The following is a 15,294-nucleotide window of genomic DNA, read 5'->3' on the forward strand; positions in this document are numbered from 1 at the left end:
CGTCCGGCTCCGTCGGGAGTGCTGCACGAACGTGCACCGACGGCGCACGTCCTCCCCTTGACGACCTCCCACGTCGACACCACGGTGAGACCTGTCGGGCCGACGACGGTCGCGACGGACGTGCGGGCCCCGCCGTGGGCGCCCGGTAGGAGGGATGGCCGCTGTGAAGAAGCTCATCAACGACCCGCAGACCGTCGTGGCCGAGTCGCTCGAGGGGTTCGGGGCGGCCCACCCCGACGTGGTGGCGATCCACCGCGACCCCTGGTTCGTCACGCGCGCCGGCGGCACGTCGGCCGGCAAGGTCGGGCTCGTCAGCGGTGGCGGCAGCGGGCACGAGCCGTTGCACGGGGGCTTCGTCGGTGCCGGCATGCTCGACGCGGCCGTCCCGGGCGCGATGTTCACGTCGCCCACCCCGGACCAGATCGCCCCCGCCCTCCAGGCGGCCGACGCGGGCGCCGGAGTGCTCGCGATCGTGAAGAACTACACGGGCGACGTGCTGAACTTCGAGATGGCCGCCGAGCTGGCCGACGACGTCGAGGTCCGGACCGTCGTGGTCAACGACGACGTCGCGGTGGAGGACTCCCTGTACACCGCGGGGCGCCGCGGGGTGGCCGGCACGGTCGCCGTCGAGAAGATCGCGGGGGCGGCCGCCGAGCGCGGGGACGACCTCGACGCCGTGGTGGCCGTCGCGGAGAAGGTCATCGCGAACGTGCGCTCGATGGGGGTCGCGCTGACCGCCTGCACGGTCCCGCACGCGGGCAAGCCCAGCTTCGACCTGCCCGACGACGAGATCGAGATCGGTATCGGCATCCACGGGGAGCCGGGCCGCCGGCGGATCCCGCTGGCGGGTGCCGACGAGATCACCGAGCTGCTGCTCACGCCGGTCGCGGACGACCTGGGACTGACCGGCGGCGAGAAGGTGCTGCTGTTCGTCAACGGCATGGGCGGCACCCCCGCCTCGGAGCTCTACGTGGTCTATCGTCAGGCCCGCGCGTTGCTCGAAGGGCGCGGGGTCGAGGTGTCCCGCTCGCTCGTCGGCAACTACGTGACATCGCTGGAGATGCAGGGTGCGTCGGTCACGGTCCTCCGCCTGGACGACGAGCTGACCGCGCTCTGGGACGCCCCGGTGCACACGACCGCCCTGCGGTGGTGAGCACCAGTCCAGGGGCCTGAGCTGTTCGAGGGAGCGTGGGCATGACGCTGGACGTGGCGTGGGCGGTCGACTGGGTGCGCCGCTCGGCGCAGACCGTCACCGAGCACCGGGAGGAGCTCATCGAGCTCGACCGGCAGATCGGCGACGGTGACCACGGCGAGAACCTGTTCCGCGGCTTCTCGGCGGTCGTCGCCAAGCTCGACGCGCTCCCGGCGGAGCCTGCGGACATCGGCGAGGTCCTGCGGCTCGTCGCGACGACGCTGATGTCCACCGTCGGCGGTGCCGCCGGTCCGCTGTACGGCACGGCCTACCTGCGCGCCGCGAAGGCCACGGGCGTCACCCAGCTCGACAGCCACGGGGTCGTCGCGCTGCTCGAGGCTGCGCTCGAAGGGATCGTCGCGCGCGGCAAGGCCACGACCGGCGAGAAGACGATGGTCGACGCCTGGACGCCCGCGACGGAGGCCGCGGTGGCGGCTGCCGACGGTGGAGCGTCGCCGGCCCAGGTGCTCGCCGCGGCGGCGGACGCGGCGCGCGACGGTGCCGAGGCCACCATCCCGCTCGTCGCGACGAAGGGCCGCGCGAGCTACCTCGGCGAGCGGTCGGCCGGGCACCTCGACCCGGGAGCCCGCTCGACGGAGCTGATCCTGCGGGCCGCTGCGCAGGCGGCCGCGTGACGCGCGAGCTCGCACCCGTCGCGCTGGTCCTGGTGTCCCACTCGCGCGCGCTCGCGCAGGGGACGGTCGAGCTCGCCGGGCAGATGGCGCCGGGCGTGCTGCTGATCGCCGCGGGCGGCATGGACGACGGGGGCCTCGGGACCAGCTACGAGCTCGTCGAGCAGGCGCTCGTCGAGGCGACGCAGGGCGACCGTTCCGCGGTCGTCCTCACGGACCTCGGTTCGGCGGTGCTGACCACCGAGTCGGTGCTGGAGCTGCTGGACGAGGACGTCGCGGCGCGCGTGCGCCTGGCGGACGCGCCCTTCGTCGAGGGGGCGGTCGCGGCGGCCGTCACGGCGCACGGGGGCGCGGACCTGGGAGGCGTCCTCGCGTCCGCGGTGCACGCGGGCTCGACCTTCGGCGACGTGGCCGGGTCGCCCGCGGCGGCCGAGCGGACCCCTGACGACGGCGTGCTCCGGGCGGTGGCGGTGCTGCGCAACCCGCTCGGCCTGCACGCGCGCCCGGCGGCGGTCGTGGCGCGGATGCTGGCGGCGTACGACGCGAAGGTCCGGGTGAACGGCGCCAACGCGGCGAGCGTGCTGGAGCTGATGAAACTGGGCGCGAAGCAGGGCGTCGAGCTGACCATCGAGACGGAGGGGCCGCAGGCCGCCGAGGCGCGCGACGCGCTCGTCGCGGCGGTCGAGGGCGGGTTCGGCGAGGTCTGACAGTTGCTGTGATCAACTGCACATGAACGTGCGCCCACTGCAAAGTTGCAGTGTGTGTAAAGTTGCACCTCGTGCAGAACTCCTCGGTCGACGAACCTGCCCTCGGGCTGCGTGAGCGCAAGAAGCGCGCCCGCCGCGAGGCGCTGATCGACGCGACCCACCGGCTCGTCGCCGAGCACGGCCTCGACGCCGTCACGGTCGAGGCCATCTGCGAGGAGGCGGGCGTCTCCGCACGCACGTTCTTCAACTACTTCGAGACCAAGGACGACGCGGTGCTCGGCCACACCCCGTGGCCGCTCGACTCGGCGGCGACGGAGGAGTTCGCGACCGGGGGACCCACGGGAAACCTGCTCGCCGACCTCCAGGCGCTCGTCAGCTCGTTCCTCACCGACGCCCCCATCGGCCGCCAGCGAGTCGCCCGCGCGCTCGAGCTGGCCGCGAAGGAGCCCCGGCTGCTCGCCCGGCACCTCGCCTGGATGGAGCAGCACAAGGGGCAGCTGTCCGCGCTGATCGAACGGCGCCTCGGCGACGACGCCCCGTACTCCTCCGAGATCGTCGGTTCGACGCTGCTGTTCCTCACCCACGCGACGTTCCTGCGCTGGGACGCGGCCGGAGGAGCCGGCACCGCGGACGAGCACGTCAGCGCCGTCGTCGCCGACCTGCGCTCCATCCTCACCGACTGACGCACCCCACCACCCACCACCCCCGAACGAGGTCCCTCCGCATGGCCACCGCAGCCCCACCGGCACCAGCGACCGACAAGCCGCTGATCCACCTGACCCCCAAGACCGTCTGGCTCATCTTCGGTGCGCTCATGGCGGGCATGTTCATGTCCTCGCTCGACCAGTCGATCGTCGGCACCGCGATGCCCACGATCGTCGGCGAGCTCAACGGGGTCGAGCACCAGGGCTGGGTGGTGACCGCCTACATCCTGGCGATCGCCATCGTCATGCCGCTGTACGGCAAGTTCGGTGACCTGTGGGGCCGGCGCTGGCCGTTCCTCATCGCCATCGGCCTGTTCACGATCGCCTCGGCCGGGGCCGGCTTCGCCCAGTCGTTCGGCGAGCTCGTGTTCTGGCGCGGCGTGCAGGGCCTCGGCGGCGGCGGTCTGATGATCCTGTCGCAGGCGATCATCGCGGACATCGTCCCCGCGAAGGACCGCGGCAAGTACATGGGCCCGATGGGTGCGCTGTTCGGCATCTCCGCGGTCATCGGCCCGCTCCTGGGTGGCCTGTTCACGCAGCACGCCGACTGGCGCTGGTGCTTCTGGATCAACATCCCCATCGGCCTCGCGGCGTTCGCCGTGGCCTGGTTCACCCTCAAGCTGCCGACGCACCGGTCGGGCAAGAAGATCGACGTCGCCGGCATCTTCTTCATGGTGGTCGCGACGTCCGGCCTGGTGCTGGCCACCAGCTGGGACAGCTGGACGGGCAACCGCGGCTACGACTGGTCCGACCCGGGCCTGCTCGCCCTGGTGATCGGCACGCTCGTCGCGATCGCCGCGTTCATCATGGTCGAGCTGCGCGCCGAGGAGCCCCTCCTGCCGCTGCGCCTGTTCAAGAACCCGACGTTCACCATCGCCACCGCGATCGGCCTCATCCTCGGCATGGGCATGTTCGCCGCCCTGGCGTTCCTGCCGACGTTCCTGCAGATGTCGACCGGCGCGGGCGTCACCGAGTCCGGCTTCCTGCTGCTCCCGATGATGGTCGGTGTCATGCTCACCGCGATCGGCTCCGGCCTCGCGATCACGAAGACCGGTCGCTACAAGGTCTACCCCGTGGTCGGCCTGGCCATCACGACCGGCGGCGTCGCCTGGCTCACGCAGATCACCGGCGACATGTCGATGTGGCTCTTCGGCGCCATGATCTTCGTGCTCGGCGCCGGCATGGGCCTGGTCATGCAGACGATCGTGCTCGCGGTGCAGAACTCGGTGGACCCGCACGAGATCGGGACGGCCACCAGCACGAACAACTTCTTCCGCGAGATCGGCGCGGCCGTCGGCACGGCGCTGTTCAGCACCATGTTCACCACCAAGCTGGCGGACAACCTGGCCGGTGTCTTCGCCGGGGCACCCGCAGGTTCCGGTGGCGAGGCCTCCAGCCTGACGCCCGCCGCGGTCCAGGCCCTGCCCGAGCCGCTGAAGTCCGGGGTCATCGACGCGTTCACCACCGCGCTGGCGCCCTCGTTCTGGTACCTCGTGCCGGTGATCGCCATCGGCTTCGTCCTGGCGCTGTTCCTGCGTGAGGTCAAGCTGTCCGACATGGCCGGCATGGTCGCCCGCGGGGAGGCCCTCGCGGCCGACGGCTCCGGGGTAGCGTCCGAGACGGTCGACGGGTCGGTCGTCGTGGACGACCTCTCGGCCGGCTTCCCGACGCAGCGGGACACCGCCCCCGACGACGTCGAGGCGTCGACGCGCCGGTAGCCTTCCCTCATGAGCTCCACCGTCCCGGACGGCGGCCAGGCCGTACGCCGCAAGCGCCCCGCGAAGCCCCAGTTCACCCAGACGATCCTCGTCCTCGAGGCCGTCCTGGTGTTCTTCGCGACGCTCGTGGCGTACGGTCTGCGGCTCGCCGAGCCGGCGGCCGTCTGGTGGGTCGGCGGGACGCTGTCGGTGACCCTGATCGTGCTCTCGGGTCTCATGACCCGTCCCGGCGGCTACGTGGCAGGGTCGGTCGTGCAGGCGCTCGTGCTGGCGGTGGGGTTCTTCGTCCCGATGATGTTCGTCGTGGGCGGGATCTTCGTCGTCCTGTGGATCGTGGCGCTGCGCCTCGGAGGCCGGATCGACCGGGAGCGCGCCGAGTACGACGCCGCGAACCCGGGCGCGGTCGGCCCTTAGCTCCCCGTTAGGGTGACGCCATGACTGACGCACCCACCACGCAGCGCACCCTCGTCCTGGTCAAGCCCGACGGCGTCCGCCGGGGACTGTCGGGCGAGATCGTCCGCCGCATCGAGGCCAAGGGCTACACGCTCGTCGCGGTCGAGCTCCGACAGGCGGACGAGGCCCTGCTCGCCGAGCACTACGCCGAGCACGCCGGCAAGCCGTTCCTCACTCCGCTGATCGAGTTCATGAGCTCCGGCCCGGTGCTCGCGGTCGTCGCCGAGGGCCACAAGGTGATCGAGGGCTTCCGCTCCCTGGCCGGTGCCACCGACCCCACCGTCGCCGCACCGGGAACCATCCGCGGCGACCTGGGCCGCGACTGGGGCCTGAAGGTCATCCAGAACCTCGTGCACGGCTCGGACTCCGAGGAGTCGGCAGCCCGCGAGATCGCCCTCTGGTTCCCCGCGCTCTGACCCGATGACCGGGCGCCCCGCGGACTGGGTGGCCGACGCGTGTGCCGACCTCGGCACCGACGCGGTGGTCGCCTGGTGCGTGGGGCTCCTCACGGGGCAGACGGTCGACGACGCGCCGTCCCTCGACCGCATCGGCGGACCGGGAGCCGCGGACCTGGTCGCCGGCTACGAGACCACCCCCGGCAAGCCCGACTACTGGCCGCGCGTCTGGGCCGCCCGCGCCCTGCGGTACGCCTGGCACGACGGTCCGGGAGTGCACGGGGCGGTCCTCGCGGCGCTGCACGACCCGGCGTGGCGCGTGCGGGAGCACGCCGCCGCGCTGGCCCGCGAGCACGAGCTGGGCGAGACCGCCGGCGCGTTGCGCGGCCTGCTCACCGACCAGGTTCCCCGGGTGCGCGCCGCGGCGGCCACGGCGCTGGCCGTCGTCGGCGAGCACGACGACCTGGAGGCGTTCGCGACCATCGCCGGCGCCGACGCGGTGGTCGACCGGGCCCGGCGACAGCTGGCGGAGCGCCTCGACCTGCCCGACCCGGCCGGACAGGGCGGCTGAACCGCACCGCCGAGCAGGTGGACGTCCCCGGGGCTGCGTCGCGCGCGCCTTAGGCTTCGTGGGTGCACCTCAAGACCCTCACCCTGCGGGGGTTCAAGTCGTTCGCCTCGGCGACGACCCTGAACTTCGAGCCGGGCGTCACCTGCGTGGTCGGGCCCAACGGCTCGGGCAAGTCCAACGTCGTCGACGCCCTGGCCTGGGTGATGGGGGAGCAGGGCGCCAAGTCGCTGCGCGGCGGCAAGATGGAGGACGTCATCTTCGCCGGCACCGCCGGGCGCCCGCCGCTGGGTCGCGCCGAGGTGGCGCTCACCATCGACAACTCCGACGGCGCCCTGCCGATCGAGTACTCCGAGGTCACGATCTCGCGGACGCTGTTCCGCAACGGCGGCTCCGAGTACGCGATCAACGGGCAGGGCTGCCGGCTCCTCGACATCCAGGACCTGCTGTCCGACTCCGGCCTGGGCCGCGAGATGCACGTCATCGTCGGCCAGGGCCAGCTCGACGCGGTGCTGCGCGCGACGCCCGAGGAGCGCCGCGGGTTCATCGAGGAGGCCGCGGGCGTCCTCAAGCACCGCAAGCGCAAGGAGAAGGCGCTCCGCAAGCTCGAGGCCATGCAGGCCAACCTGACGCGGCTGGGTGACCTGACGGGGGAGATCCGGCGCCAGCTCGGCCCGCTCGGCCGGCAGGCGGAGGTCGCCCGCAAGGCGGCGGTGGTCCAGGCCGACCTGCGCGACTCGCGCGCCCGGCTGCTGGCCGACGACCTCGCGCAGCTGACGTCCACGCTCGAGCAGGAGATCGCCGACGAGAGCGCCCTGCGCGTCCGTCGCGAGGAGGTCGAGGGCGCGCTGGCCGCCACCCGCGCCCGCCTGGCCACCCTCGAGCGCGAGGCCGCCGAGGCCGCACCTGCCCTCAGCGAGGCCAGCGAGGTCTGGTACCGCCTCTCGTCGCTGCGCGAGCGCCTGCGCGGCACCGCGTCCCTCGCCACCGACCGGGTCCGGCTGCTCGGCAGCGCCGGGCAGGAGCGCACCGGCGGGGCCGACCCCGACGACCTGGCCGCCCAGGCGGAGCGCGTGCGCTCCGCCGAGGCCGAGCTGGCCAGCGAGGTCGAGCTGTCGCGGGCCGCTCTCGAGGCGGCCGTGGCCGCGCGGCAGGAGGCCGAGGCCGAGGCGACCGCTGCCGAGAAGGAGGTCGCCACCGCGCTGCGCGGGGCCGCCGACCGCCGCGAGGGCGTCGCCCGGCTCGCCGGTCAGGTCGCCGCGCGCCGCAGCCGTGTCGAGGCGACGCAGGCCGAGCTCGGACGCCTCCGGGAGTCGCTGACCGCCGCCGAGCAGCGCGGCCAGGAGGCGACCACGCAGTTCGCCGTGCTCGAGTCGCAGGTCGCCGGTGTCGAGGAGGGCGAGGAGGGGCTGGACGCGGAGCACGAGGCCGCCGTCGAGGCTCTGGAGCGGGCGACCGAGCGGCTGAGCGCCCTGCAGGACCAGCTGAGCGCTGCCGAGCGTGAGCGCGCCGCGCTGGAGTCCCGCGCCGAGACCCTCGAGCTGAGCCTCACGCGCAAGGACGGCGTCGGCGCGCTGCTCGCCGCGGACGGCCAGCCCGGCCTCGTCGGGTCGGTCGCGGCCCTGCTCGCGGTCGACCCGGAGAACGAGGAGGCGATCGTCGCCGCGCTCGGCGCGGTGGCCGACGCCGTCGCGGTCGACTCGGTCGACGCGGCCGTCGACGCGATCCGGTACCTGCGCACCGAGGACGCGGGCCGCGCGACCCTGCTGGTCAGCGGCTCGTCGGACGCGTCCACGCCGCTGGCCGACGTCCCCGCCGGCGCGGCCCGCGCGGTCGACCTCGTCCGGGCGCCCGAGCACGTCCGCGCGGCCGTCGAGACCCTGCTCGCCGACGTGGTCGTCGTGGACGACCTGGCCGCTGCGCGCGCGATCGTCGCCACCCGCCCCGACCTCGTCGTGGCCACGCGCACCGGTGACGTGCTGTCCCGGCACCGCGCGTCCGGAGGTTCGGCGACGGCACCGAGCGCCCTGCACCTGCAGTCGGCGCTCGACCAGGCGCGCTCGGGCGCGGCGAAGGTGACCGCCGACGCCGAGCGGGTCCGGTTCGAGCTCGCCGGCGCCACGGAGGCCCTGACGGCGGCGCGCGAGGCGCACGAGCGGACGCTCGACCGGCTCAACGAGTCCGACGCGGCGCTTGCCGCCGTCGCCGAGCAGCTGGGCCACCTCGGCTCGGCGGCCCGCGCCGCGAACGCCGAGGCCGCGCGGCTGCAGCAGTCGCTGGAGGCCGCGTCGCGGACGCTGGAGGCCGACACAGCCGAGCTCACGGAGCTCGCCGAGCGGCTGGCCGCCGCCGAGGTGGAGCCCGCCGAGAGCGAGGCCGCCATCGTCGAGGGCAGCGCCCGCCGGGACCGGCTGGCCGAGCTGGCCACCGCCGCACGTGCGCGCGAGACCGAGGCGCGCCTGACGCTGCGCACCGGCGAGGAACGCGCACGCGCGCTGTCCGGTCGCGCGGAGTCCCTCGAACGAGCCGCCCAGACGGAGCGGGTCGCCCGCGAGCGGGCCGCCGAGCGCGAGCGTGCCCGGTCGCGGCAGGCGAGCGTCGCCGAGGCCGTGCGCGACGGCGCCACCCGCGCACTGGTCGTGCTCGACGAGTCGCTGCGCCGCGCGTCGGCCGAGCGCGACGCCGCCGAGCTGGCGCGCGGCGAACGGGACCGCGAGGTCAGTGCCGCCCGTGCCGAGGTCGACGTCCGCGCCACGGAGCTCGCCCAGCTCACCGACGTCGCGCACCGGGACGAGGTCGCCCGCACGCAGCAGCGTCTGCGCATCGAGGCGCTCCAGGCCCGTGCCGTCGACGACCTGGGGCTCGATCCCGCCGTCCTGCTCGAGGAGTACGGCCCGCACCAGGACGTGCCCGTGATCCCGCTCCCGGGCGCCGAGGTGGACCCCGACGCCCCGACCGCGGTCCCGTACGTCCGCGAGCAGCAGGAGAAGCGCCTGCGGGCCGCCGAGCGGGCGCTGTCGCTGCTGGGTCGCGTCAACCCGCTCGCGCTGGAGGAGTTCGCCGCCCTGGAGGAGCGCCACCAGTTCCTGGTGGAGCAGCTCGCCGACCTGAAGAAGTCCCGTGCGGACCTCCTCGAGATCGTCAGGGAGATCGACGAGCGCGTCGAGCAGGTGTTCGCGGAGGCGTACCGGGACACGGCTGCCGCGTTCGACGTCGTGTTCCCGCGGCTGTTCCCCGGCGGAGAGGGTCGGCTCGTCCTGACGGACCCCGACAACATGCTCACCACCGGCATCGACGTCGAGGCGCGACCGGCCGGCAAGAAGGTCAAGCGGCTCTCGCTGCTGTCGGGCGGGGAGCGCTCGCTGACGGCCGTCGCGCTGCTGGTGGCCATCTTCAAGGCGCGGCCCAGCCCGTTCTACGTCATGGACGAGGTCGAGGCGGCCCTCGACGACGCCAACCTCGGCCGGCTGCTCGAGATCTTCCGCGAGCTCCAGGAGGACTCGCAGCTGATCGTCGTCACGCACCAGAAGCGCACCATGGAGATCGCCGACGCCCTGTACGGCGTGACCATGCGCGGCGACGGCGTCACCACCGTCATCAGCCAGCGCATGCGGGAGGATGTCGCGGTCTGACCGGTAGGCCCGGTCTGCCTGTGGAGATTGTGTGCCGTTTGCCTCCCGGGGTGCGTCGAGCGCTGATGGACCGGCCACGGGCGCGGACACTGGACCCATGGCTGTCCTCGTCGCGATCCTCCTTGCCGTCCTCGTCGCCGCAGCCGTCCTGGTCGCCGCCAGCCTGTTCTCGTCGGCGAAGGACAGGCGGGAGTCACCCCTGGCCACGTTCCGCAGCGGGTGGGCGGCCCGCAAGAACCCCGACGCCGAGCAGCGTGCAGCAGCCGCAGCGGCCGCCGTCGAGCCCGTCGACCTCTCGCTCGCGCAGTTCCTGCGCGAGACGGTCGACGAGGGCGAGGCGTACCTGCAGGTCGACGACCTGGCGGCCACCCTGCAGCGCGCCAAGGAGAAGGCCACCGGCGTCCTGCCGGGCCACCGCGACCGCTGAACCCCGCCTGACGCGCCGGTTCGCGTCCTGAGCCCGCCGCCAGACACACTGTCCCGGTGACCAACGAGACGCTCGAGATCCTCCTGGCGGCCGGCATCCCGACGGCCATCGTCGTCGCGCTGACGACGCTGCTCGTCCGCCGCCGCCGCGGCTCCACCGTCGACGAGGCCCCGCCCCCGGTCGACCTGCCGACCTCCGTGCCCGAGGCCGAGACGGCAGCACCTCCGGTCGAGGTGCTCCCGGAGGAGGTCGAGGCACCGCCGGTCCTCGAGGTGCCCGCACCCGTCGCCGGGCGGCTCTCGCGGCTGCGTGACCGGCTCTCGCGGTCGGGTTCCCCGCTCGGTGCCCGGCTGCTCGCGGTGCTGTCCAAGGACCACCTCACGGAGGACGACTGGGACGAGCTCGAGGAGACGCTCCTGCTCGCCGACGTCGGCGCCGGCCCGACCGGGGAGCTCATCGACGCCCTGCGCACCCGCGTCCGCGTGGAGGGCCTCAAGGACCCGGCCCAGGTCCGCGCGCTCCTGCGGGAGCAGCTGATCGCGCTCGTCGACCCGACGCTGGACCGCAGCCTGCACACGGCTCCCGGCGAGGCGGCCGACGGCTCCCGCGTCCCTGCCGTGGTGCTCGTCGTCGGCGTCAACGGGACCGGCAAGACGACCACCGTCGGCAAGCTCGCCCGCGTGCTCGTGGCCGACGGCCGGACCGTCGTCCTGGGTGCCGCGGACACGTTCCGCGCCGCCGCCGCCGACCAGCTCCAGACCTGGGGCTCGCGCGTCGGCGTGCACACGGTCCGCTCCGACCGCGACGGCGCCGACCCGGCCGCCGTCGCGTTCGACGCCGTCCGGACGGGCCGCGCCGAGGGGATCGACGTCGTGCTCGTCGACACGGCCGGACGTCTCCAGAACAAGGCCGGCCTGATGGACGAGCTGGGCAAGATCACGCGCGTCATCACGCGCGAGGCCCCCCTGTCCGAGGTGCTCCTGGTCCTCGACGCGACCACCGGCCAGAACGGTCTGAACCAGGCGCGGGTGTTCAGCGAGGTGGCCGGTGTGACGGGCATCGTGCTCACCAAGCTCGACGGCACCGCCAAGGGCGGGATCGTGGTCGCCGTGCAGCGGGAGCTGGGTGTCCCGGTCAAGCTGGTCGGGCTCGGCGAGGGCCCGGACGACCTGGCCCCGTTCGACCCGGAGGCCTTCGTCGACGCCCTCCTCCAGGGCTGACGCTCCTGGACGTCCGCTCACCACGAAACCGAACGTTTACGTGCGGGTGAGGCTTGTCACACCGCCGTAACGTCCTTCGCCTCTGACGGAAACGCCGTTCGTCAACTGTGATCCCCGACCAGCCACCCCCGGCTGGCGAGTGGAGAGGCGATCTCGATGGAAGAATTCGCTTTGGACAGCGGGAACACGGCGTTCATGCTGACCGCCGCGTCCCTCGTGCTGCTGATGACGCCGGGGCTGGCGTTCTTCTACGGCGGCATGGTGCGCGGCAAGAGCGTGCTGAACATGATGATGATGAGCTTCGGCGCGATCGGCGTCGCCGGGCTCATCTGGGTGCTCTACGGGTACTCGGCCGTCTTCGGCGGCGACCTCGGCGGCGGGTGGCTCGGCAACCCGTTCGAGTTCTTCGGCCTGCAGGGCGCCACCGACGACCAGAGCCTGATGGCCGCGTCCGGTGTGCCGTTCCTCGTGGCCGCCGGCTACCAGGCGACGTTCGCGATCATCACGGTCGCCCTGGTCTCGGGTGCCGTCGCGGACCGCATGAAGTTCGGTGCCTGGCTGGCCTTCACGGCCGTGTGGGTCACCGTCGTCTACCTGCCGCTCGCCCACTGGGTCTGGGGCGGCGGGCTGCTCAGCGCGACCGGCCTCACCGAAGGGCTGTCGACCCCCATCGACTTCGCCGGTGGGACGGTCGTCCACATCAACGCCGGTACGGCCGGCCTGGTGCTGGCACTCGTGCTCGGTGCGCGCCGCGGCTTCGGCAAGGAGGCCATGCGGCCCCACAACCTGCCGTTCGTCATGCTCGGTGCCGCGCTCCTGTGGTTCGGCTGGTTCGGCTTCAACGCCGGGTCGGAGTTCGCTGCGGACAACGTGGCCGGTCGTGCCTGGCTCAACACGCTGCTCGCCACGGGCATCGCGATGCTCGCCTGGCTCGCCACGGAGAAGGTGCGTGACGGTCACGCCACGTCGCTCGGTGCCGCGTCCGGCATCGTCGCGGGCCTCGTCGCCATCACCCCGGCCGCTGCTGCGGTCGACACGTGGGGCGCGATCGCGATCGGCATCGTGGCGGGTGTGCTCTGCGCCCTCGCCGTCGGCCTGAAGTTCAAGTTCGGCTACGACGACTCGCTCGACGTCGTCGGTGTCCACCTCGTCGGCGGTCTGGTCGGCACGATCCTCATCGGCTTCTTCGCCACGGACGCCAACAGCACGTGGTACCCGGACGGTGCGCAGAACGGTCTGTTCTACGGTGGGGGCGTCACTCAGCTGGCCACGCAGACGATCGTGGCGCTCGCCGCGATCCTGTTCAGCTTCACGGCGACGTACGTCATCGCGCTCATCCTCAAGGCGACCATCGGTCTGCGGGTCTCCGACGAGGCCGAGGTCGGCGGTATCGACCTGGCTGTCCACGCTGAGACCGCATACGAGACGCTGGGCGTCGGCGCCCGCGTCGTGACGGAGGTGAAGTGATGACGAAGCTCGTGACGGCGGTCATCCAGCCGCACCGGCTGGACGACGTGAAGTCGGCCCTCGAGGCCGCGGGTGTCCGAGGACTGACCGTGAGCGAGGCCAGCGGCTACGGCCGTCAGCGCGGTCACACCGAGGTCTACCGCGGTGCGGAGTACACGGTCGACCTGGTCCCCAAGGTCAAGATCGACGTGCTCGTGAGCGACGAGGACGCGGCCAGCGTCACCGAGGTCATCGTCCGCGCGGCGCAGACCGGCAAGATCGGCGACGGCAAGGTCTGGGTCGTGCCGGTCGAGGACGTGGCTCGCGTCCGCACCGGTGAGCACGGCGACGACGCCCTCTGATCAGGACGGTCACCAGACACACATGACACAGGAACGGCCGCCCGCGGGGGGCGCGGCCGCGAACGGGTCGCCCGAGGTCCCGCACCCCGCGATCGGGGTGCGGGACCTCCGCTCTGAGCGGCTCGAGCTCGCCGCCGGCCTGACCGGCCCCGGCTCCGACGGCATCGCCCGGCGGGCCGCGATCGTCGAGCTCGTCGTGGGCCGGCTGCGGGAGCAGTGGGAGCTGGCCACCGACGGCGAGGACGTGTCGGGCATCGCGCTCGGGGCCGTCGGGAGCGTCGGACGCGGGGACGCGAGCCCGGTCAGCGACCTCGACCTGCTCCTCGTGCACGAGGGCCGTGGCCACTCGACCGAGGCGCTCTCCGCTCTCGCGCAGAAGCTCTGGTACCCCATCTGGGACGCGGGCCTCGACCTCGACCACTCGGTCCGGTCGCTCGCGCAGTGCCGTCAGGTCGCGTCCAAGGACCTCCCGGCCGCGGTCGGGCTCCTCGACCTGCAGCCCGTCTCGGGCGACGCCGTCGTCATCGCCCGGGCGAAGTCCGCGCTGCTGGAGGACTGGCGGTCGGCCGCCCGGCGGCGCCTGCCCGAGCTGCTGGCGTCCACGCGGCAGCGCGCGGAGCGCCACGGTGAGCTGGCATACCTCATCGAGCCGGAGCTGAAGGAGTCGCGCGGCGGCATCCGCGACGCGGTCGTGCTGAGCGCCCTCGCGGCGACCTGGCTCACCGACCGGCCGCACGGTGCTGTCGACATGGCGTACGCCCACCTGCTCGACGTGCGCGACACGGTGCAGGTGGTCACCCGGCGGCACACCAACCGGCTGCTGCTCGCGGACCAGGACGAGGTCGCGGCGCTGGTCGGCTTCGACGACCGCGACGACCTGCTGGCGAGCATCGCCGAGGCGGCGCGCGTCATCTCCTACGCGCTCGACACGACCGTCCGCAACGCCCGCCAGGCCCTGCAGCGACCGGCGCGCACGACGATGCTGGTGCGCGGTCGTCGCTCCGCCCCGCGGCTGCGGACCATCGCGGAGGACCTCGTCGAGCACGACGGCGAGATCGTGCTCGCCGTCGAGGCGCGTCCGGCGGAGGACCCGTTGCTGTCCCTGCGGGCGGCGGCGACGGCGGCGCGCACCGGGCTGACCCTCTCGCCCGTCACGGTCGCGAGCCTGACCGCCACGCCGTCCCTCCCGACCCCGTGGCCCCGGGCGGCCCGCGGGTACCTGCTGCAGCTGCTCGGCTCGGGGCCGGCGCAGGTGCCGATCTGGGAGGCGCTCGACCTCGCCGGCGTCGTGACGACCTGGATCCCGGAGTGGGCCGGCGTCCGCAACCGGCCGCAGCGCTCGGCGATCCACCGGCACACCGTCGACCGTCACCTCGTCGAGACGGTCGCACGGGCCGGACGGGACAAGCGTGTCGTCGAGCACGGGGAGACGCTGCTGCTCGCGGCGCTCCTGCACGACATCGGCAAGCGCGCCGGCGCGGGTGACCACTCGACCGAGGGCGCACGGCTGGCGGGCCCGATCGTCCTGCGGATGGGGTTCGACGAGCAGGTGGCGGCGGACGTCACCCGGCTCGTGCGGGAGCACCTGACGCTCGCCGAGCTGGCCACGACGGCCGACCCCGACGACCCGGCGACGCTGGCCCGGCTGCTCGACGCCGTCGACCACCGGCCGGACCTCCTCGAGCTGCTGCGCGCCCTGACCGAGGCCGACGCCGGCGCGGCGGGCCCGCAGGCGTGGAGCACGTGGCGCGCGACCCTCGTCGACGACCTGACAGCACGGGCCACCCGGGAGCTGGCAGGTACCCTAGGACGTCCGTGAACCCCCGAAGTGTGAGGAC

The 15,294-nt window shown here is 73.4% G+C and carries 14 protein-coding genes; all 14 read left to right on the forward strand.

Annotated features, from left to right (window positions below):
- Positions 1-163 precede the first annotated feature (163 nt).
- The 14 genes from dhaK (at position 164) to CTE05_RS13225 (ending at position 15,275) form a co-directional block, all read left to right on the forward strand.
- Positions 164-1,153, forward strand: coding sequence for a dihydroxyacetone kinase subunit DhaK (gene dhaK, locus CTE05_RS13160; protein ID WP_146846850.1), 990 nt, complete (start codon positions 164-166; stop codon positions 1,151-1,153).
- A 41-nt stretch (positions 1,154-1,194) separates the two neighbouring features.
- On the forward strand, positions 1,195-1,827 hold the full coding sequence (dhaL, locus tag CTE05_RS13165) for a dihydroxyacetone kinase subunit DhaL (protein ID WP_146846780.1): 633 nt from the start codon (positions 1,195-1,197) through the stop codon (positions 1,825-1,827).
- Positions 1,824-2,531 carry a dihydroxyacetone kinase phosphoryl donor subunit DhaM gene (dhaM, locus tag CTE05_RS13170; RefSeq protein ID WP_146846781.1) on the forward strand — a complete coding sequence of 236 codons (708 nt, stop codon included), beginning with the start codon at positions 1,824-1,826 and terminating at the stop codon, positions 2,529-2,531. The genes dhaL and dhaM overlap by 4 nt, the downstream gene beginning before the upstream one ends.
- Positions 2,532-2,602: 71 nt before the next feature.
- Positions 2,603-3,214 carry a TetR/AcrR family transcriptional regulator gene (locus tag CTE05_RS13175; RefSeq protein ID WP_246123587.1) on the forward strand — a complete coding sequence of 204 codons (612 nt, stop codon included), beginning with the start codon at positions 2,603-2,605 and terminating at the stop codon, positions 3,212-3,214.
- A 41-nt stretch (positions 3,215-3,255) separates the two neighbouring features.
- On the forward strand, positions 3,256-4,953 hold the full coding sequence (locus CTE05_RS13180; protein WP_146846783.1) for an MDR family MFS transporter: 1,698 nt from the start codon (positions 3,256-3,258) through the stop codon (positions 4,951-4,953).
- A gap of 9 nt (positions 4,954-4,962) precedes the next feature.
- A complete protein-coding gene (locus CTE05_RS13185) occupies positions 4,963-5,367 on the forward strand; it encodes a DUF4233 domain-containing protein (protein ID WP_146846784.1) in 405 nt (134 codons plus the stop codon).
- Between the two features lie 20 nt (positions 5,368-5,387).
- Positions 5,388-5,822 carry a nucleoside-diphosphate kinase gene (gene ndk / locus CTE05_RS13190; protein WP_146846785.1) on the forward strand — a complete coding sequence of 145 codons (435 nt, stop codon included), beginning with the start codon at positions 5,388-5,390 and terminating at the stop codon, positions 5,820-5,822.
- Positions 5,823-5,826: 4 nt separating this feature from the next.
- Positions 5,827-6,372: a HEAT repeat domain-containing protein gene (locus CTE05_RS13195; protein ID WP_146846786.1), complete on the forward strand. Its 546-nt coding sequence runs from the start codon at positions 5,827-5,829 to the stop codon at positions 6,370-6,372.
- Between the two features lie 62 nt (positions 6,373-6,434).
- Positions 6,435-10,001, forward strand: coding sequence for a chromosome segregation protein SMC (smc, locus tag CTE05_RS13200; RefSeq protein ID WP_146846787.1), 3,567 nt, complete (start codon positions 6,435-6,437; stop codon positions 9,999-10,001).
- Positions 10,002-10,098: 97 nt separating this feature from the next.
- Entirely contained in the window at positions 10,099-10,428 is a 330-nt protein-coding gene (locus CTE05_RS13205; RefSeq protein ID WP_146846788.1) for a hypothetical protein, read from the forward strand.
- Positions 10,429-10,484: 56 nt separating this feature from the next.
- The gene (gene ftsY / locus CTE05_RS13210; protein WP_146846789.1) at positions 10,485-11,648 is read left to right on the forward strand and encodes a signal recognition particle-docking protein FtsY; all 1,164 of its coding nucleotides are present in this window, start codon (positions 10,485-10,487) and stop codon (positions 11,646-11,648) included.
- Between the two features lie 156 nt (positions 11,649-11,804).
- Complete coding sequence (locus CTE05_RS13215) at positions 11,805-13,115, forward strand: ammonium transporter (RefSeq protein ID WP_146846790.1); 1,311 nt, start codon at positions 11,805-11,807, stop codon at positions 13,113-13,115.
- A complete protein-coding gene (locus CTE05_RS13220) occupies positions 13,115-13,456 on the forward strand; it encodes a P-II family nitrogen regulator (protein WP_055922297.1) in 342 nt (113 codons plus the stop codon). Before CTE05_RS13215 ends, CTE05_RS13220 begins: the two co-directional genes overlap by 1 nt.
- Before the next feature lie 22 nt (positions 13,457-13,478).
- Positions 13,479-15,275, forward strand: a complete 1,797-nt coding sequence (locus CTE05_RS13225; protein ID WP_146846791.1) for a [protein-PII] uridylyltransferase — start codon at positions 13,479-13,481, stop codon at positions 15,273-15,275.
- The last annotated feature ends 19 nt before the right edge of the window (positions 15,276-15,294 follow it).

It is taken from the genome of Cellulomonas terrae (genome assembly GCF_007990265.1).
Taxonomy (GTDB): domain Bacteria; phylum Actinomycetota; class Actinomycetes; order Actinomycetales; family Cellulomonadaceae; genus Cellulomonas; species Cellulomonas terrae.

Excerpts from the sequence above, each read along its gene's own strand:
- dhaL (WP_146846780.1), top strand. The coding sequence starts at position 1,195 with ATGACGCTGGACGTGGCGTGGGCGGTCGACTGGGTGCGCCGCTCGGCG.
- CTE05_RS13180 (WP_146846783.1), top strand. The coding sequence starts at position 3,256 with ATGGCCACCGCAGCCCCACCGGCACCAGCGACCGACAAGCCGCTGATC.
- CTE05_RS13185 (WP_146846784.1), top strand. The coding sequence starts at position 4,963 with ATGAGCTCCACCGTCCCGGACGGCGGCCAGGCCGTACGCCGCAAGCGC.
- ndk (WP_146846785.1), top strand. The coding sequence starts at position 5,388 with ATGACTGACGCACCCACCACGCAGCGCACCCTCGTCCTGGTCAAGCCC.
- CTE05_RS13195 (WP_146846786.1), top strand. The coding sequence starts at position 5,827 with ATGACCGGGCGCCCCGCGGACTGGGTGGCCGACGCGTGTGCCGACCTC.
- CTE05_RS13205 (WP_146846788.1), top strand. The coding sequence starts at position 10,099 with ATGGCTGTCCTCGTCGCGATCCTCCTTGCCGTCCTCGTCGCCGCAGCC.
- CTE05_RS13215 (WP_146846790.1), top strand. The coding sequence starts at position 11,805 with ATGGAAGAATTCGCTTTGGACAGCGGGAACACGGCGTTCATGCTGACC.
- CTE05_RS13220 (WP_055922297.1), top strand. The coding sequence starts at position 13,115 with ATGACGAAGCTCGTGACGGCGGTCATCCAGCCGCACCGGCTGGACGAC.
- CTE05_RS13225 (WP_146846791.1), top strand. The coding sequence starts at position 13,479 with ATGACACAGGAACGGCCGCCCGCGGGGGGCGCGGCCGCGAACGGGTCG.